The organism is Nocardia neocaledoniensis (genome assembly GCF_029868625.1).
Classification (GTDB): domain Bacteria; phylum Actinomycetota; class Actinomycetes; order Mycobacteriales; family Mycobacteriaceae; genus Nocardia; species Nocardia neocaledoniensis_A.
In genome coordinates this window covers 46,673-66,767 of record NZ_JARWOJ010000232.1, presented here as the reverse complement: position 1 = coordinate 66,767, position 20,095 = coordinate 46,673, and the positions used below count along the sequence as shown (strand labels likewise).

7 protein-coding genes are annotated in these 20,095 nt (G+C 71.9%); 4 read left to right on the top strand and 3 right to left on the bottom strand.

Going from position 1 to position 20,095, the window contains the following annotated elements:
• The first annotated feature begins 18 nt into the window (after positions 1–18).
• Genes QH270_RS17735 through QH270_RS17720 form a run of 4 tightly spaced genes read left to right on the top strand, consistent with a single transcriptional unit; the run spans position 19 to position 15,323 of the window.
• Positions 19–11,154 (top strand): non-ribosomal peptide synthetase, encoded by an 11,136-nt coding sequence (locus tag QH270_RS17735; RefSeq protein WP_280343595.1) that lies wholly within the window; start codon positions 19–21, stop codon positions 11,152–11,154.
• Positions 11,154–14,225, top strand: coding sequence for an AMP-binding protein (locus tag QH270_RS17730; RefSeq protein WP_280343592.1), 3,072 nt, complete (start codon positions 11,154–11,156; stop codon positions 14,223–14,225). The genes QH270_RS17735 and QH270_RS17730 overlap by 1 nt, the downstream gene beginning before the upstream one ends.
• Positions 14,222–14,437: an MbtH family protein gene (locus QH270_RS17725; RefSeq protein ID WP_110039650.1), complete on the top strand. Its 216-nt coding sequence runs from the start codon at positions 14,222–14,224 to the stop codon at positions 14,435–14,437. The genes QH270_RS17730 and QH270_RS17725 overlap by 4 nt, the downstream gene beginning before the upstream one ends.
• A 22-nt stretch (positions 14,438–14,459) precedes the next feature.
• Positions 14,460–15,323, top strand: coding sequence for a hypothetical protein (locus QH270_RS17720; RefSeq protein WP_280343589.1), 864 nt, complete (start codon positions 14,460–14,462; stop codon positions 15,321–15,323).
• 17 nt (positions 15,324–15,340) lie between these two features.
• On the opposite strand, the gene QH270_RS17715 is transcribed toward QH270_RS17720, so the two are convergent.
• The 3 genes from QH270_RS17715 to QH270_RS17705 all read right to left on the bottom strand — a co-directional run bounded on the left by QH270_RS17715 (position 15,341) and on the right by QH270_RS17705 (position 20,030).
• A complete protein-coding gene (locus QH270_RS17715) occupies positions 15,341–16,720 on the bottom strand; it encodes a DUF1254 domain-containing protein (RefSeq protein WP_280343587.1) in 1,380 nt (459 codons plus the stop codon).
• Positions 16,721–16,850: 130 nt separating this feature from the next.
• Positions 16,851–18,074, bottom strand: a complete 1,224-nt coding sequence (locus tag QH270_RS17710) for a TetR/AcrR family transcriptional regulator (protein ID WP_280343585.1) — start codon at positions 18,072–18,074, stop codon at positions 16,851–16,853.
• Between the two features lie 12 nt (positions 18,075–18,086).
• Positions 18,087–20,030, bottom strand: a complete 1,944-nt coding sequence (locus tag QH270_RS17705) for an acetoacetate--CoA ligase (RefSeq protein ID WP_280343583.1) — start codon at positions 20,028–20,030, stop codon at positions 18,087–18,089.
• Between the last annotated feature and the right edge of the window lie 65 nt (positions 20,031–20,095).

The following is a 20,095-nucleotide window of genomic DNA, read 5'->3' as shown; positions in this document are numbered from 1 at the left end:
AAGTGGGTCCCGCTGCCCGTGCAGTACGCCGACTTCGCCCTGTGGCAGCGCGCGGTGCTCGGCGCCGAGGACGATCCGGATTCGCCGATGGCGCGCCAGATCGATTTCTGGACAACCGAACTCGCCGACCTCCCCGATCTGCTCACGCTCCCCACGGATCGCCCGCGACCCGCTGTGGCGTCCGGTCGCGGCGCCAGGCATGCCTTCACGGTGCCCGCAGGCGTCTCCGCGCGTCTGCGCGCCCTCGCCGCCGACCACAACGCGTCGCTGTTCATGGTGCTGCACGCCGCCTTCGCGGCGACCCTGGCGAAACTGTCCGCGCAGCAGGACATCTCGGTGGGCACCCCGGTCGCCGGGCGTGGTGATCCGGCGCTGGACGAGCTGGTCGGCATGTTCGTCAACACGCTCGTGCTGCGCGCCGTGGTCGATCCCGGCGCCACCTTCGCCGAGCTCGTCGGCGAGGTCCGCGATCGTGACCTGCGCGCCCTCGCCAACACCGAGGTCACCTTCGACCGGCTGGTCGAGGCCGTCGACCCGGTGCGTTCCACCGCGCGGCACCCGCTGTTCCAGGTGATGCTCGACTTCCAGAACAACACCGGCGCCGAACTCGAACTCGCGGGCCTGACCGCGGCCGAAATCGAGATCGACACCCACACAGCCAAGTTCGACCTGCAGCTGACGGTCCGCGACACCGTCGACGGCCTGCTCGCCCGCATCGAGTACGCCACCGACCTGTTCGACGCGTCGACCATCACGGATTTCGGTACCCGCCTGGTGCGGGTGCTGGATGCGGTGTCCGCCGATCCCAACGTCGTGATCGGCGACATCGACCTGCTCTCCACCGCCGAGCGCACCCGGGTGCTGCGCACCTGGAACGACACCGCCTACCCGGTGGGCGAGACCATGACCCTGGCCTCGCTGTTCGCCGCGCAGGCCGCCCGCACCCCCGACGCCGTCGCGCTCGCCTTCGACGGCGAGTCGCTCACCTACGCCGAGTTCGCCGCTCGGGTGAATCGACTGGCCCGCCTGCTGATCTCGATCGGCGTGCACGCCGATCGCACGGTCGCCCTCGGCATGCGCCGGTCGACCGAGCTGGTCGTGGCCATGTACGCGGTGCAGGCCGCGGGCGGCGCGTACGTGCCGCTCGATCCGGACCATCCGGCCGACCGGCTCACCGAGGTCATCGCGGCCGCGGCGCCGGTCTGCGTGCTCACCCGCGCCGACGACGCCCTGGACCTGCGCACCACGGTGCCGGTGCTCGAACTCGAGCAGCTGGACACCGCCGACTACCCGGCCGACCCGATCACCGACGCCGACCGGCTCGCCACCCTCACTCCGGCGCACGCCGCCTACCTGATCTTCACCTCCGGTTCGACCGGCAAGCCCAAGGGCGTCGTGGTCTCGCACGCCGCGATCGTCAACCGCCTGGTGTGGATGCAGGACGCCTACCGCCTGACCCCCGCCGACACCGTGCTGCAGAAGACCCCCGCCACGTTCGACGTGTCGGTGTGGGAGTTCTTCTGGCCCTTGCAGATCGGTGCCCGCCTGGTGCTCGCGCGCCCGGACGGCCACCGCGACCCGGCCTATCTCGCCGACCTGATCGACGCGGAGTCGGTGACCGTCGCCCACTTCGTGCCGTCGATGCTGGCGGTGTTCGTCGCCGAACTGGACCGCGCCGGCACGGAGCGCGGCACGATGGTGGACGCGCTCGGCGGGAACACGCCGGTCGCCGCCGTCTCGGCGCACGGACGCTGCCGGACACTGCGCATGGTGTTCGCCTCCGGCGAGGCGCTGCCGCCCGCGCCCGCGCACCTGCTGCGCGAACTCACCGGCACGGCTGTGCACAATCTGTACGGTCCCACCGAGGCCGCAGTCGACGTCACCTTCCACGAGGTGAGCGATGCCGATGTGCTGACCGTGCCGATCGGCGCACCCGTGCACAACACCCGCGTCTACGTGCTCGACGGGCGGCTACGCCCTGTGCCGGTCGGTGTCCCCGGTGAGCTGTACCTGGCGGGCGCTCAGCTCGCGCGCGGCTATGTGGGTCGTGCGGACCTGACCGCCGACCGTTTCGTCGCCGACCCGTTCGCGCTCACCGCTGCCGGATATACCGAAGGCACCCATCTCGACCAGTCCGCCGCCGGACGCGGCGGCCTGCCCGACGCGGGTGCCCGCATGTACCGCACGGGCGACCTCGTCGCCTGGACCGCCGAGGGCGAGCTGGAGTACCTGGGCCGCACCGACTTCCAGGTGAAGCTGCGCGGGCTGCGCATCGAGCTCGGCGAGATCGAATCCGCGCTCACCGCACTGCCTTCCGTCGCACAAGCCGTGGTCGTGGTCCGTCCCGACGAGCACCTCGGTGACCAGCTCGTCGGCTACCTGATTCCGGCACGGACCGGCTCGTCGGCGGACGAGCGCGCCACCACGACGCCCGAGCCGGTCGCTGTCGACCTCGACGCGATCCGCGCCGACCTCGCCGGCGCCCTGCCGGGCTACATGGTGCCCACCGCGTTCGTGATCCTGGACGCCTTTCCGCTCAACGCCTCCGGCAAGCTCGACCGGAAGTCGCTGCCCGCACCGGTTTTCGAGGCCGCGGTGTTCCGCGCCCCCGGCACCGAGGTGGAGCGCGCGGTGGCCGCCACCTTCGCGGCGGTCCTCGGCTTCCCCGCCGATCGGGAGGTCGGCCTCGACGACGATTTCTTCGCCCTCGGCGGCAACTCCCTCACGGCCACCCAGGTCGCGGCCCGCCTCGGCGCCGCACTGGACACGCACGTGCCGGTGCGTTCGCTCTTCGACGCTCCGACTGTCGCCGCGCTCGCGGCCCGGTGCGCAGCCCAGCGGGGGAGCGGCCGCGTTGCCCTCACCACGCGCCAACGCCCCCAGCGGATTCCGCTGTCGGCCGCGCAGCGCCGGATGTGGTTCCTCAACCGCTTCCTCGCCGACGCCGACGGCCCCGGCGACGCGGTCGACAACATCCCGATCGCGCTGCGCCTGTCCGGTGACCTCGACCTGACCGCCCTCGAAGCGGCGCTCTCCGACGTGATCGGCAGGCATGAGACCCTGCGCACCAGCTACCCGGACGGGCCCGACGGAGCCGAACAGCTGATCGCCGCCACCGTCGCCGTCAAGCTGCGTCCCGAGCCGGTCACCGCGGCCGAGCTGCCCGCGCGCCTGCTCGCCCGCGCGGCCGTGCGCTTCGATCTCACCGCCGAGATCCCGTTGCGCGCGGCGCTGTTCGCGGTGGACGACGATTACGTCCTCGTCTTGGTCGTCCACCACATCGCCGCCGACGGGTTCTCCCTCGGCCCGCTGGCCGCCGATCTCATGACCGCCTACGCGGCGCGTCGCGACGGCGCCGCCCCCGCGTGGGCACCGCTGCCGGTCCAGTACGCGGACTACACCCTCTGGCAGGACGAGATCCTCGGCGCGGCGGCGGATCCCGCCTCCCTCGCGCACGCGCAGTTGGCCTTCTGGCGTCGCGAATTGGCCGGCCTGCCGGAACAATTGGAGCTGCCGACCGATCGGCCGCGGCCGGACGAGTCCAGCTTCCGCGGTGGCGTGCACCGGTTCCAGATCGACTCCGACCTGCACAGCGAGTTGCGGGAACTGGCGCGCAAGCACGAGGCCACCCTGTTCAGCACCGTGCACGCGGCACTGGCCGTGCTGCTGTCGCGGCTCTCCGGCAGCGGCGACATCGCCATCGGCACCCCGGTCGCCGGCCGCGGCGAGGCCGCCATCGACGGCCTGATCGGTATGTTCGTCAACACACTGGTGCTGCGCACCCAGGTCGACCCGAGGGCCGAATTCGAGACCACCCTCGACGCGGTGCGCGCGGGAGACCTCGACGCCCTCTCACACGCCGACATTCCGTTCGAGCAGGTCGTCGAGGCCGTCGAGCCGGCCCGGGCCCGCAATCGCCACCCCCTGTTCCAGGTGGCGCTGGTCCTGCAGAACTTCACCGTCCCCGCGCTGACTGCGGCCGGACTCACCGCGACGCCAGTCGAATTCGACGCCCCCGTCGCCAAGTTCGACCTGCAGTTCACCGTCCGCGAGGCCGACGACGTGGACGGCCGCGCCGACGGCATGTCCATCGAGATCGCCTACGCCACCGACCTGTTCGACGCGAGCAGTGTCGCCGTCCTGGCCCGGCGGTTCACGCAGGTCCTCGCGGCCGTGGTCGCCGACCCGACGGTTGTCGTGGGTGACATCCAATTGCTCAGCGCCGAGGAACAGCAGCGGACACTGCACGACTGGGCCACCATCGGCGAGTCGGTGGCCGTGGGCGCCGAGACCGTGCTCGACCGCTTCGCCCGCGTCGCGGCCGCCGCACCGGAAGCCGTGGCGGTGACCGTGGACGACTCCGTCCTCACCTACGGCGAACTCGACGCCTGGTCCAACCGGCTGGCCCGGCGCCTCGTCGGCGCCGGTGTCGGCCCGGAGAGCCTGGTCGCGGTCGCCCTGCCGCGCAGGACCGAGCTCGTCGTCGCGCTGCTGGCGGTGCTGAAGGCGGGCGGCGGCTACCTGCCGATCGACCCGAACTACCCGGCCGACCGCATCGAATATCTACTCGACGACGCGCGGCCGCTGTGCGCGATCGCCAACGCCGAGACCGGTCTGCCCCGTGACTGGTTCGGCGGCCCGGTGCTCGACCCCGCCGCCGACAACCTCGACGGATTCGCCGATACCGCACTGACCGCCGCGGATCGGCGCGCGCCGCTGCGTCCCGCGAACACGGCCTATGTCATCTACACCTCCGGCTCCACCGGGCGCCCCAAGGGCGTGGCCGTGCCACACGCGAATGTGCTCGCGCTGCTGGACAACAGCGCCCGCCACTTCGGCTTCGGACCCTCGGACGTGTGGACGCTGTTCCACTCCTACGCCTTCGACTTCTCGGTGTGGGAGCTGTGGGGAGCCCTGCTGCACGGCGGTTCGGTCGTGCTCGTCGACTACTTCACCTCGCGCTCGCCCGAGCAGTTCCGCGAGCTGCTCCGCACCCGGCGGGTGACGGTGCTCAACCAGACGCCCTCGGCCTTCTACCAGCTCGTCGCCGCCGACCTCGCCGCCGAGCCGGCCGCCTACGCCCTCCGCACCGTGATCTTCGGCGGCGAGGCGCTGGAACCACAGCGCCTGGCCGGCTGGTTCGCCCGCTACCCGGACTCGCCCCGGCTGGTGAACATGTACGGCATCACCGAGACCACGGTGCACGCCTCCTACCGGGAGATCACCCCGGCCACCGGCTCGGCCAGCGTGATCGGCGGGCCGCTCGCGGGATTGACCGTGCGCGTGCTGGATTCGCGGCTGCGGCCCGTTCCGGTCGGCGTGCCCGGCGAAATCTATGTCTCCGGTGCGCAATTGGCGCGCGGCTACCTCGGTCGGTCCGACCTGACCGCGAGCCGCTTCGTCGCCGACCCGTACGGCCCGCCCGGCACCCGCACCTACCGTTCCGGTGATCTGGCGCGCTGGACCGCCGACGGCGAACTCGAATACCTGGGCCGCGCCGATCAGCAGGTCAACCTGCGCGGCTTCCGGATCGAACTCGGCGAGATCGAGGCGGCCCTGCTCGCCAGCTCGGTGGCGCCCCGCGAGGCGGCGGTCCTGGTGCGCACCGACCTCGTCGACGAGCCACGCATCGTGGCCTACCTGGTCGCCGGGCCGGACACCGGCCGCGTCGACACCGCGGCGCTGCGTAAGGAACTGGCCCGCACGCTGCCCGAGCACATGCTGCCCGCCGCGGTGGTTTCCGTCGAGCGCATTCCGCTCACCGTCAACGGCAAGCTGGACCGGGCCGCGCTGCCCGCCCCGGTCTTCGAGACCACCACCTACCGCAAGCCCGCCACGGTGACCGAGGAGATCATCGCGGCCGTGTTCGCCGAGGTGCTCGGGGTCGGCGAGCGGCCCGTCGGTGCCGATGACGACTTCTTCGCCCTCGGCGGCAGCTCGCTGCTCGCCGCCAAAGCCGTCGCGCGGATCGGCACCGCACTGGACCGGCAGGTCGGGGTGCGCACCTTGTTCGAGGCGCCGCGCGTCGCCGAGCTGGCCGCTGTCGTCGAGAACACGGCGAAGGCCGATCGGCCGCCGCTGGTCGGCCGGGCCAGGCCCGCACGCCTGCCGCTCTCGCCCGCACAGCAGCGGATGTGGTTCCTCAACCGCTTCGACCGGGAGTCGGTGGCCTACAACATCCCGTTCGCGCTGCGACTCTCCGGTGAGCTCGATGTTCCCGCGTTGCAGGCGGCGGTCGCCGATCTGGTCGCGCGCCACGAATCGCTGCGCACGGTGTACCCGGTGGCCGAGGGGGCCGAGGACGCCCGCGACGTGCCTGCGATCGAGGTCGGGTCGGCGGGCATCAGCTCCGCCGACGACGGCCTGCCCGTGCAGGTGATCTTGCCGGTCGCACAGGCGGTTCCGTCGCTCACCGCGACCGTGGTCACCGAGGCGGAGCTGCCGGGGGCGATCCGGGCGCTGGCCGCGACGACCTTCGACGTCACCACCGAGATCCCGGTGCGGCTGCGGCTGTTCCAGGTGACCGACGGCGCTGCGGCGGCACCCACAGGCACCGGCGACTTCGTGCTCGCCGCGGTGCTGCACCACATCGCCGCCGACGGTTCCTCGGTCGGACCGTTCGTCGCCGACCTTATGCGCGCCTACACGGCGCGCCTGGCCGATACGGCGCCCTGCTGGGCCCCGCCCGCCGTCCAGTTCGCCGACTACGCGCTGTGGCAGCGCGAACTGCTCGGTGACGAAGCCGATCCGGAATCCGTCGCCGCCGAGCAGGTCGCCTACTGGCAGAAGCAGCTGGCCGGCCTGCCCGACCAGCTGACCCTGCCGACCGACCGGCCGCGTCCGGCCCGGCAGAGCCTGCGCGGCGACAAGGTGAGCTTCACCGTCGACGCCGAGCTGCACGCCGCACTGATCGCTCTCGGTCGCGGGGCCGGCGCCACCCTGTTCATGGTGGTGCACGCGGCCTTCGCCGCCCTGCTCGCCCGCCTCTCCGGCACCGCCGACATCGCCGTCGGCACCCCCGTCGCCGGTCGCGGTGAGGCCGAGCTCGACGAGGTCATCGGCATGTTCGTCAACACGCTGGTGCTGCGCACACCGGTCGCGGCCGACGCGCCGTTCACCGAGCTGCTCGGCGCCGCGCGCGCCGTCGATATCGCCGCCCTCTCCCACGCCGACGTGCCGTTCGAGCGGTTGGTCGAGGTACTCAACCCGGCGCGTTCGACCGCCCGGCATCCGCTGTTCCAGGTGGGCTACTCGTTCCAGAACCACGAACGCGCCCAGCTCGCGCTGCCCGGCCTGACCGTGACGGATATCGAATTCGATTCCGGCGTGGCCCAATTCGATCTGCATCTGTTCGCGCTCGACCACTACGACGCCGACGGCGCGCCGGCGGGCATCGAGCTGGCGCTGGGCTACGCGACCGACCTGTTCGACGCGGACACCGCCGAACGGTTCGTCGGGCAGCTGCGGCGCATTCTCGAATCCGTCACCACCGCACCGGAAACCGTGGTCGGTGACCTCGATCTGCTCGGTGCGGAGCGTTCGCTCGTGCTCGAGACCTGGAATGCCACCGCGCAGCCCGTCGCGCCGGCGACACTGTCGGATCTCGGCGCGCGGCAGGCCGCGCTGACCCCGGACGCGCTCGCGCTGGTGGACGCCGAGACCGGCGCCGCCCTCGACTACGCGGCATTCGACGCCCGCGTCAACCGGATCGCCAGGCTGCTGATCGCCGAGGGCGTCGGTCCGGAAACCACCGTCGTGCTGGCCATGCGACGCGGCCTCGACCTCGTCATCGCGATGCACGCGGTGGTGCGGGCCGGCGGCGCCTACGTGCCGATCGACCCGGACCATCCCGTGGACCGGATCGCCTACATCGTGGCGACCGCCGCGCCTCGGTGCGTGCTCACCACGGCCGCGGATGGTCTCCCGATCGCCGTCGACGTGCCGGTGTTCCACCTGGATCACACTGCGCTGGAGGAGCTTTCGAACGAGCCGGTCGCCGATGCGGAACGGCTGGCGCCGCTGCGGCCCGAGCACCCCGCGTACGTGATCTTCACCTCCGGCTCGACCGGTCGGCCCAAGGGCGTCACCGTGCCGCACGCGGCGATCGTCAACCAGCTGGCCTGGCTGACCGAGCGCTTCACCGTGACCGGGGCCGATCGTGTCCTGCTGAAGACCCCCGCGACCTTCGACCTGTCGGTATGGGAATTCTGGTCTCCGCTGACCTCCGGCGGGGCGTTGATCGTCACCAGGCCCGGCGACGAGCGCGACCCGGACCGGCTGCGGGCCACGATGACCCGACACGGTGTCACCGTGCTGCACGCGGTGCCCTCGCTGATCGGCATGCTGCTCGCGTCCGAAGCGACACCGGCACTGCCGGATTCGCTGCGCGCCGTGCTCGCCATCGGCGAGGCGCTACCCGCGGCCACCGCTGCCGAGTTCCTCGCCAGTGGTACCAGCGCCCACCTGCACAACCTGTACGGGCCGACCGAGGCGGCGGTCTCGATCACCGAACACGAAGTCACGCGGGCGCCCGCGCACGTGGTGCCGATCGGCGGCCCAGCCTGGAACAGCGCCGTCTACGTCCTCGACGCCCGACTGCGCCCGGTACCCATCGGTGTGGCCGGCGAGCTGTACCTGGCCGGTGACCAGCTGGCCCGCGGCTACCACGGCCGCCGAGCCCTCACCGCCGACCGCTTCGTCGCCAACCCGTTCGCGGCGGCAGCCGATCGTAGTGGCGCTGTGGTCGGTGCCGAGCGGCCGCACGCTCACGGTTCCCGGATGTACCGCACGGGTGACATCGTGCGCTGGCGAGCCGACGGGACGCTCGAGTATCTGGAGCGCGCCGACTTCCAGGTGAAGATCGGTGGATTCCGGATCGAGCTGGGCGAGGTCGAGACGGCCCTGCTGCGCTGCGCGAATGTGCGGGCAGCGGTGGCGCTCGCCAGGGCCGATGAGCACGCGGGTACACGGCTGATCGCGTACGCGGCCGTCGCCGACCTGGTTCCCGGCGACGAACCGGCGATCGCCGCCGGGCTGCGGGCGGAGCTCGCGGCCGCACTGCCCGCCTACATGGTGCCCGCCGCCGTGGTCGTGCTGGACGCGTTGCCGCTCAATGTCAACGGCAAGGTCGACCGCGCGCGGCTGCCGGAACCGGAGTTCGCGGAGGCGGCGTTCCGTGCCCCCGTGACGGCCGCCGAACAGCTGGTGGCGCGGACGTTCACCGAGGTGATCGGCTGCGGGAGTGTCGGTCTCGACGACGACTTCTTCGCTCTCGGCGGCAATTCGCTCATGGCCACCCGGCTGGCTGCCCGGCTCGGTGCCGCGCTGGCCGCGCAGGTCCCGGTGGCCGCGGTCTTCGAGGCCCCGACCGTGGGCGCGCTCGCCGAGCGACTCGGCTCGGCGGACCGCTCCGCCGCCCGCCCGCCCCTGACCCGGCGCACCGGTGACGGACCGGCGGTCCTCTCGCCCGCCCAGCAGCGCATGTGGGTGCTGCACCAGCTCGCGCCCAGTTCGGCGGCCTACCACATCCCGGCCGCCCTCCGGCTCACCGGCGATCTCGACCTGCCCGCGCTGCAGGCGGCCGTCGCCGACCTGCTGGCCCGGCACGAGACACTGCGCACCCGGTACCCCGACACCCCGTCGGGCCCGGTCCAGCAGGTGCTGCCCGCCTGGTCGGCCGCCATGGAGCTCAGCCCGATCCCGGTCGCCCCCGATGACATCGAGGCCAGGATCGCGGCCCTGGTCGCCCAGCCCTTCGACATCACCGCGGCACCCCCGGTCCGCGTCGCCCTGTACCGCGTCGCCGCGGATATCGAGGGACCGGACCACGCTGCGGCCGAGCATGTCCTGGTCGTCGTGGTCCATCACATCAGCGCTGACGGCTACTCGATCGCACCGCTGACGCGGGACCTGGTGCGCGCCTACACCGATCGTGCCGCCGGCTGCGATCCCGGCTGGGCGCCGCTGGATATCCAGTACAGCGACTTCAGTGTCTGGCAGCACGAACTGCTCGGCACCGAGGACGACCCGGACAGCGTGCTGAACCAGCAGCTGGCCTACTGGACCCGCGAATTGTCCGGTGCGCCGGAGCTACTCGCCCTGCCGACCGATCGACCACGGGCCACGCGGCGTGAGATGCGCGGCGCTGCGGTCGAATTCGCGATCGACGGCGACCTGACGCGGCGGCTGGACGAGGTCGCCCGCGCCAACGGCACCACCCTGTTCACCGTGGTGCACAGTGCGCTGGCGGTCCTGCTGGCCAAGCAGTCCGGCTCCGCCGACATCACGATCGGCGCCCCGGTGGCCGGGCGCGGCGCCCGCGAACTCGACGACCTGGTCGGCATGTTCGTCAACACCGTCGCGTTGCGGACCGAGGTCGATTCCCGGGCGCCGTTCACCGATCTGCTCGCCCAGGCCAAGCGTCGCGACCTCGCCGCGCTCGCGCACGCCGACGTCCCGTTCGAGCAGGTCGTCGACGCCATGGGGCTGGCCCGCTCCGGTGCCTACACCCCGCTGTTCCAGGTGATGCTCACCTTCCAGAACATGCCACCCGGCACCGTCGACCTACCCGGTCTACGGGTGGGCATCCTGGACCCGGGCCTGACCGAAGCCAAGTTCGACCTGCACCTGACCGCCCTCCAGCGCTACGCCGACGACGGCCGCCTCGACGGCCTTGACCTGCACTTCGGCTACGCCACCGACCTTTTCGACGAGAGCACGGTTCGCATCATGGCCGAGCGGTTCCGCAAGGTCCTCGTGGCCGTCGCGGCCGATCCGGCCGTGGTGGTGCGGGCCATCGACGTACGCACGGACGCGGAACAGACCCCGCGCCCCCGCGACTACACCATCGCCGATCTCCCGGGCCTCGTCGGCTCGGCGGCTCGGCTCGCGCCGGCGACCGTGGCCTTCACCCACGGCGAGCACGCCATCTCGTTCGCGACCCTCGACGCCAAGCTCACCGCGGTGGGCAAGGCGATGGGCGCCGCGATGAAACCCGAAGCGCTGGTGAACGTCGCACTGGCCGGGCTGGTCCCCGGTGTGCTCGCGGCCCTCGGCGCGTCCGGACTCACCACCACTTTGCACACACTGGTGACCGATGCCGCCGCGGTGATCGCCGGGTCGGGGTCGGCTGACGACTCGGAAGGACAACTCTGATGTCGCACACGGATTCGGTCACGGCCGCGGTCTCGATCGACGCGCTGCTGGATGACCAGACGAACGAACGCCGGCGTGACCCGGCGACCCTGCTCGCCGCGTTCACCACCCTGGTCCGGCAGGACCCGGACGCCATCGCGGTGCGCGAGGGCGACACCGAGCTGACCTACGGCGAACTCGGGGCGCGCGCCGACGCGCTGGCGGTCCGGCTGGTCGCGCGTGGCGTCGGGCCGGAGACCACCGTCGCCGTGTCGCTGCCCCGCTCGGTGGACCTGGTCGTCGCCGTCCACGCGGTGATCACCGCCGGTGGCGCCTTCGTCCTGCTCGACCCCGACGCGCCCGCCGAGGTGCGGCAGCGCACCGTTTCACTGGCCGCACCGGTCCTGGTCGTCACCGGGCCGGACGCGCCGCACCCGCACGGCGTCCCGGTGCTGCGCGTCGGCACGGCCGTCGACCTGTCCGCCGAGGACCTGCCGGGTCCGTCGGCCGACAACCCCGCCTACCTGGTCGTCGACGTCGCCGGGGCGAGCGCGGTGGTCGTCGGCCACCGCGCCGCACAGGCCAATGCGGTGTGGCGGCAACGACTCTGCGGCATCGGCCCCGGCGATTCCGTGCTCTGGCACGCGCCGCTGACAACCCAGGCGACGGTGGGTGAGCTCCTGCTCGCCCTGCAGACCGGCGCCACCCTCGTCCTCCCGACGAACGACTCCCTCTCCCGCACGATCGCCGAAACCGGTGTCACCGCAGCCTGTTTCGCGCCGGACGAGCTCGCCGACCTGGTCGAGCTGCCCGACGCGGAGGAGCGCCTCGACTCACTGCGCGTGGTTCTGAGCTGCGGCGCGCCCCTGCCGGCGCGGACCGCGGCGGCCCTGCGCGCGGTGAGCGGCGCGACCCTGTGGCACGTCTACGGCAGGCCGGAGACGGCGGGGGAGGTGGTGGCGCACGAGGTCACCGGCGCCGATCTCGAGGTGGTGCCGCTCGGCTGCGCCGCCGACGACGTCGACCTGCTCGTGCTCGACGAACACCTGCGCCCCGTGCCAGACGGGGAAGTCGGCGAACTCTACGTCTCCGGCGTGCAACTGGCTCGCGGCTACCTCGGCAGGCAGGCCACTGCGGCGACCTTCCTGGCCAACCCGATCGGCCCGGTCGACGACCGGATGTTCGCCACCGGCGACCTCGTCCGCCGCCGGCCGCCCGGCGACACCTGGACCGCGGAGCTCGAATTCGTCGGCCGCGTCGACGATCGCGCGCCGGCCGAAGCACCGCGGCGCGGCGGGCTGCCAGGGGAACTGCTGCTCGACGAGTTCGAAGCGCAGGCCGCCGCCACCCCTTTCGACCCGGCGGTCGTGTACGCCCCCGGCGCGGGTGACGCGGCCTCGATCATCACCTACGGTGACCTGGATCGCCGCACCAACCAGCTCGCCAGGCATCTGACCGCGCTCGGGATCGGGCCGGAATCCGCCGTGCTGGTGGACATTCCACGCTCGATCGAACAGATCGTGGGGATCTACGCCGTGCTCAAGGCGGGCGGTGCCGTCGTACCTGTCGACACACCGGGACCGCTGCCGCCCGTCGCGAACCCCGCGCTGGTGCTCACCGTGCGCGATCACGGCGCCGGATACGACATTCCGGCCGTGGTTCTCGACGCGGTGCGCCTCGGCGACTACTCCGACGAGCCGATCGCCAGGTCGGAACGCCGTGCCCCGGTCCTGCCGCAGCATCCGGCGTTCGTGCTCTATCCGCACGGCGCCACCCACGGCATCACGATCAGCCACGTCGCCGCGGTGCATCGCCTGACCGGCATCCAGGGCAGGCACGGCTTCACCGGCCGCGACGTGTACCTGCACCAGGCCGAGATCGGCGCGGTCACCGACTGGCACGGCTATGTGCTGCCGCTGCGGGTGGGCGCCACGGTCGTGCTCACCGAACCCCCTGATCCGGTGCGGTTGACCCGCCTGATCGCCGACTACGGCGTCACCGCCGCCGAATTCACCCCGCCGCGACTGTCGGCGTTCACCGAGTACGTCGACGGCATGGGACTGTGCGCCGAGATCGGTTCGCTGCGCAGTGTGGTCGTGCTCGGTGCCCCGCTGTCGGCCGCCGAGGTGCGCGCGTTCGGCGCGGTGACCGGCGCCCGGCTGCACCACGACTACGGCAGGGCCGAGGCCACCGTCACCCTCACCTATCCGGCGGCGCCGCGCGCCGACACCCCCGAGCCGCCCGCGGTGCGGGTCCGTGAATGGAACCGGCGGGTCTACGTCCTCGACCCGGCCCTGCGGCCGACCAGCCCCGGGGTCGCGGGCGAGCTGTACCTGTCCGGCGCGCAACTGGCGCGCGGATACCGCGACGATCCGGTCGCCACCGCCGACTGTTTCGTCGCCAATCCGTTCGGCATCCCCGGCGAGCGCATGTTCCGCACCGGCGAGCGCGCCCGCTGGGAGATCGACGGCACCGCGGCGGCGCTGGTTCGCCTCGGCGCCGACACGACCCGGCCCGACACGCGGGCATCGGTGCTCGGCCGCGGCGCGAGCATGCGGGCGAGGGTGGGCGCCGGGGTCGGCAGCCGGGTCACCGAACTGTCCCGGGTACACGCCGTGCCGCCCTTCGCGGTGGTGCGTGCGGCGATGACGGTACTGCTCGCGTGGCAGTCCGGCAGCACCGAGCTCGGCGGCTCGCTCGCCGAAATCCTCTGTGCCGAACCAGATCCCATGGTCGCCTCGTCCGCCGCCGCGACCAGTGAATCGTGCGCGCTGACCGGGCCGCTCGGCGCGGTCACCCTGAGCTACCTCGACACCGGCGCCGAATCCTTCGGCGTCCCCGGCCTGGAACTCACCCCGATGTACTTCGACGGTCCGGTGGCCGACGGTGTGCACTTCATCGTCACCGGCCACGCCGACGGTCATCTCGGCATCGAAATCGAGTACAGCACGGACAGATTCGACGACCATTGCGCCGCCGCTCTCCTGCGCCGCTACGCGCGCGCACTCGGCCTGCTCACCGCCTCGCCCGCGACACCGAGCGGCGCCCTCGATCTCAGTACCCCCGCCGAGCGCAGAAAGGCACTCCCATGACGAACCCGTTCGACGACGAGAACGCCCAGTTCTACGTCCTGGTCAACGCCGAGGGCGAACATTCGCTCTGGCCCACCTTCGCCGCGGTCCCCGGCGGGTGGACGGTGGCCTTCGGCGCCGCCACCCGGACCGCTTGCCTGCAGTACGTGGAATCGCACTGGCTCGACATGCGTCCCAACTCCCTGATCGCCGCCATGGCCAACGAACCCTGATCCCGCCGCCGTACATTGGGGTATGCGGACCGTCACGCGCGCTCGGGTGGGAATGGCGGTGGCCCTCGTCCTCGGGCTGGTCATCGGTGTGTTGCTGAGTATCGTCGCGAGCTCGACGAAGCTCTTCGATCCGCCGCGGCGCACCACCGCCGCACGCGAGGTGGCACACGCCGACCTGGTGCTGTTCGACGCCGACCGTGGCTTCCCCTCGGTCCGCACCGTTCTGCGTTCCCCCGCCGACGTCACCCAGTTCGCCGGCCGGTTCCCCGACGCGGACACCGCGCGCACTGTCACCGACAAGCTTTCGGGCCGTGACTTCGCCACCGAGGCGCTGCTCGCGTTCGCCTGGGGAGCGGGCTGCGCGCCCGGCGACGGCGCGAAGCTGACCACCACCGGAAACGCCGACTATTCCGTCCGGCTCACCGGCGCCGACAACCCACCCGAGGAATGCGCCGCGCCGTGGGAGATCCTCGCGGTCTTCGCCCTGCCGAAAGCCGAGGTCCCCGCCGAGGTACGGCTCGGCGGCATGCGCCCCGACCCGCCCGGCCCCGCCGTCCTCACCCATTTCGCCGCCGTTCCCGATTACGCCGCACGCGGCATGGAGGTCTCCCAACCGGATCAGCTCGCGGCCTTCCTCACCGGGTTCGAACCCGCGCTCGCCGACGACGTGCGTTCGGCCGTGCGTGACCGCGCCGTCGGTGACCGAGCCTTCGGCTTCGTCCTGCTCGGCTGTCACAACGACAGTGCCTATCTCGCCTTCTCGCCGGAGCGGATGGAACCGGTGCTGACCGCGACCGAACCGGTGGTCTGCGTCAAGCCCGACCACTACGTGGCGGTGTTCACGGCTCCGGCCGACACCGTTCCGCCGGAAGCGGTGATCGGCTGATGGTGCCGCGCCGCGGCTCAGCGCGCGGTCATCGGTGGTGGTCGCCAATCACCGTCGATCGCGCGCTGCTGGGGAGCGTAGAGGCGGAGCGTGAGGGAGAAGTCGCCGGCGGCGGGGATCGGTAGCCAGTTGCCGGTGGGGACGGCGGGGCGTGGGTCCTCGTGCTGGAGCACGATGTCCACCGAGCCGTCCGGGCCGGGGACCGGCGGCGGGGCGTGGCCGACCGTGTAGATCTCGGCGGGGTTGGGGACGAGGAAGCCGTCCGGGTCGTAGGCGGTGAGGGAGGCGAAGGCGTCCGTGGGTGGCCACTGGCCCGGCTCGAAGCGGATGCGGTACCCGGCCGGGCGTCCGAGGTCATCGGTGGCCGGGGCCCAGAGTTCGGCGTAGAGGATGTCGTGGATCGGGGCCTGGCCGGGCGAACGCATGGCGGTCGCGGCGCGGCGCAGGTAGTCGGTGCCGCTGGTGCCGCGGTCGACGGGGATCTCCCAGCCGTTGACGTGCCGGGCCGTCGGGTCCGTCCATTCCGCGATCTGCCGACGGGCCCGGCGGACCGCCTCGTCGAGCACGTCCATCGACAGGGTGTCGACGTTCCCGCCCGGCCGCACCCCGATCTGCGCCAGCCGCTCCATCACGGGCGCGTCGGCCGCGCCGGGGGAGTCGGTGACCATCAGCCTGCACAGGCGGTCCAGGTAGGTGCGCCCGTCGAGGGCTGCGATCCGCTTCACCGGCGGCTCGCTGCCCCGATCGATCTGATGGACCCGGCTGACCGTCCCGTCGTATTCGCGGCGCTGCCACGCGTCGGCGGGGATCAACCGGATCCGCTCCTGCCAGTGGTCGACCCGCGGCCCGTCCGCCGCGCCGTTGATCTGGACGCGTCCCAGGATCGTGGCCATGTTCGACGGCATGCGCAGTCGCGTGGTGCGCGGCGGCACCGAGCCGGACCAGTCCGGGCCGACGAGCACGTAGGTGTAGGGCGGGCTCTCGGCGTCGACGGAGGTCCGCGGCTGCTCGCGGGACAGGTCGTGCACGGTGTCGCCCCACCCGTCCAGCAGCTGGAACAGCCAGAACCGGTCCGGTTCCATCCCCGGGATCTGGAGCACCAGCGGCTGGTCGGCCAGGTTCAGCCACGCCTGCGAATACACCATGTCGTGGCCGAGCCGGGCCACCCCGCGATCCAGCGGATCGGGCAGCACGCTGTGATCGAAGGTGTTCGTCGGCGCGCTGGCGGCCCGCATCATGTCCAGCATGATCATCGGATAACCGAAGATGTAGGCCTCGGCCGCGAGCGCGACCCGATCCGGCGGCCCGGTCGACCGCGCCCGGGACGGCACCGGCTCCCCACCACCACACCCCGGCAGCATCGCCCCCACCCCGGCGGCCACTCCGAGCCCGAGCATTCGCCGCCTGCTCAGCCCACCGGACGCACCAGCCCGACCATCCACACACCCTCCATCCGAAGGCCCGAACAGCCAAGCTAGCCCGCCCCCCACCACCCCGCCCTCACACACAACGGGTGAAATGCGCAGCTCAGCCCAGGAGGGCTCGGTGCATGAGGTGGGTGGCTCTGGCTCGGGAGGCGCGGGGGTCGGCGGGGAAGGCCTGGCCGAGGTCGATGATCATGGCGAAGGCGGCGTGGACGAGAAAGCGGGCCTCGGCGGGGGCGAGGGTGGGGCGGACCTCGCGGACCAGGCGGGCCCATTCTTGGACGCTCAGGCGCTGGATGTTGCGCAGGACCGCGCGTTCCTCGGCGGGCACGTGCCCGAATTCGGCGTAGTAGACGACCGCGAGGGCGCGTTCGTCGAAGGTGTCGGTGACGAACTGGTCGATCAGCACGTCCAGCGCGGCGCGGCTGTCGGGGGTACCCGCGACGGCGGGGCCGATCGCGCCCGACACGCGGTCGGCGGCGCGGCGGAAGGCGGCGGCGAGGATGTCGCTCTTGCCGCGATAGAAGCGGTACACCGCCGAGGCCGCCGACAGCCCGGCCGCCGAGGCGATGTCCTCCACGCTGACGTTCGGATAGCCGCGCTCGTGGAACAGCTCGACCGCTTTGCGCAGCAGCAGTTCGTGTTTGAACGACGCGGGGATCTCGACCTGGGTCGGTTGTTCGGAAGTCGTTGCCGCCGGGGGCAATCCGTCCTCGACCAGGGCCAGACAGGCGCCACTGAGCAGCCGGGTCAGCGTGCGGGCGGGCAGCGCCGCGTGATGATCGGCGATGCTGGTGATCACGCCGAACATGGCGGTGGACAGCACCCGCAGGTCGGCCGAGGTCAGCTCGGGGCGCAGGGCCGCCAGCTGGGTGTCGAGGGCGGCGAGGACCGCCGTGCGCTGCTCGTCGAGTACCAGCCGGTCGGCGGGCTCGAGATAGCGGCCTTCCCAGCGCACCAGGGTGACGGTGGCGCGGTTCTCCACGGTCGCGCCGATCAGCCCGGTCAGCATGTGGCGCAACCGGTCCGCCGCGGCGGGCGTCGCCTCGGCCGAGACGGTCACCGAGGCGGTGAAGGCCTCGCCGACCCGCAGCAGCTCCTCCCGGAACAGCGCGTACTTGCTCGGGTAGTGCCGGTACAGCGCCGCCGAGCTGATCCCGAGCCCGGCGGCGATGTCCTCCATGCTCACTCCGTGATACCCGGCGGCGCCGAAGGCCATCGCCGAGGTGGCCGCGATCTGCGCACGCCGGTTCTTCGGCCGCCGCCGCACCCCGTCCTTCGCGCCGACTACCGATCCACGTGCTCCACGAGACTCGCCGACATTCATGCGAGAAGTGTATTAGGCCTTGTGAGGTGGGGTGATCCGGGCATACCAGTCGAGCAGGGCGGGGTCGTCGACGGCGCTGCGTTCGACGACGCGGGCGGCGTCGGCGCCCTGGAAGAGCTTCTTGATCGGGACTTCCAGCTTCTTGCCGGTGCGGGTGTGCGGGATACCGGGCGCCTCGCGGATCTCGTCGGGGACGTGGCGCGGGGAGACCTCGGTGCGAATCGCGGTGCCGACGCGGGTCTTCAGGTCCTCGGTGAGTTCGGCGCCGGGGGCCAGGACCACGAACAGCGGCATCCAGTACCCGCCATCGGGCTGTTCGGCGCCGATCACCAGGGCTTCGGCGATCTCCGGGAACTGCTCGACCACCTGGTAGATGTCGGCGCTGCCCATCCGGATGCCGTGCCGGTTGAGGGTGGAATCGGAGCGGCCGTGCACGACGACGCTGCCGCGCTCGGTGCGGGTGATCCAGTCACCGTGCCGCCAGACGCCGGGATAGGTGTCGAAATAGGCGTCGTGGTAGCGCTTTCCGTCCTCGTCGCGCCAGAAGCTGACCGGCATCGACGGCATCGGCTGGGTCACCACCAGTTCACCGACCTCGCCGCGTACCCCCCGGCCCTGCTCGTCGTAGGCGTCGAGGGAGACCCCGAGATAGGGCGCGGACAGCTCGCCCGGCCACACGGGCACGGTCGGCACGCCACCGATGAACGCCGACACCACATCGGTGCCACCGCTGATCGAGCTCACCTGCACGTGCTCGCCCGCGTTCTCGTTGAGCCACAGCGCGCTCGACACCGGCAGCGCCGAGCCGGTGATCCCGACCGTGCGCAGCGCCGACAGGTCGTGCTCGGCGCGCGGCACCGAACCGGCCTTGATGCACCCGAGGACGTACCCGGGGCTGGTGCCGAGGACGGTGGCGCGCACCTGGGCGGCCAGGCGCCACAGCGCGTCCGGGCCGCCCGCGGTGGGGCTGCCGTCGTAGGTGACGATCGTGGCGCCCGTCAGCAGGCCGGCCACCTGGAAGTTCCACATCATCCAGCTGGGGCTGGTGTACCAGAAGAAGGTGTCATCGGGTCCGATGTCGGACTGCAGCGCAACGGCTTTCAGATGTTCGAGCAGCACGCCGCCGTGTCCGTGCACGATGCCCTTGGGCAAACCGGTGGTGCCGGAGGAGAACACGATCCAGAGCGGGTGATCGAAGTCGACCGCGGTGGTGTCGATGATGCCCAGCCCGGGATCGGCCACGGCGTCCGACCAGGCGATGCTGTCGGGCACGTCGAGACCGAGTTGCGCGACCACGACGGTCGCGCGCAAGCCGGGCAGACCCTCCCGCAGCGCCGCTATGTCGGCGCGCTTGTCGTGCTCCTTGCCGCCGAACCGGTAGCCGTCGGCGGTCACCAGCACGGCCGGTTCGAGCTGGCCGAGCCGGTCCAGCGCGGCCTTGGCCGAGTAGTCCTGGCCGCACGCGCTCCACACCGCGCCGATGCTCGCGGTGGCGAGGAAGGCGACGATCGCCTCCGGGATATTGGGCAGGTAGCCGATCACCCGGTCGCCCGCCTCGACCCCGTGCGCGCGCAGCGTGGCCGCGAAAGCGCCGACCTGCTCGATCAATTCGGCCCAGGAGATCTCCCGCGGGTCCGCGTCCTCGCGCAACGCGATGACGGCGGGCCGATCGGGCCGCGCCTGCCGGATGACCTGGTCGACGTAGTTCAACCGGGTTCCGGGGAACCACCGCGCGCCCGGCATTGACCGCGAGCCGAGCACGCCGTCGGCGATCGGGCCCAGCTCGAAGTACTCCCACAGTGCCTGCCAGAACGCGGCGATGTCGTCGACCGACCACTGCCACAGCGCCTGGTAGTCGGGGTACTCCTGGCCGGTCCGTCCGCTGACGAAGGCGGCGAAGTCGGTGATCCGTGCCGACGCGATGTCCTGGGCGGTCGGTTCCCATTGCGGTTGCACCGGATGTCCTCCTCGTACTGGGTTGCGCGGGCCGGAACTGCCCGGGAGATGATTACCCCGGCGTG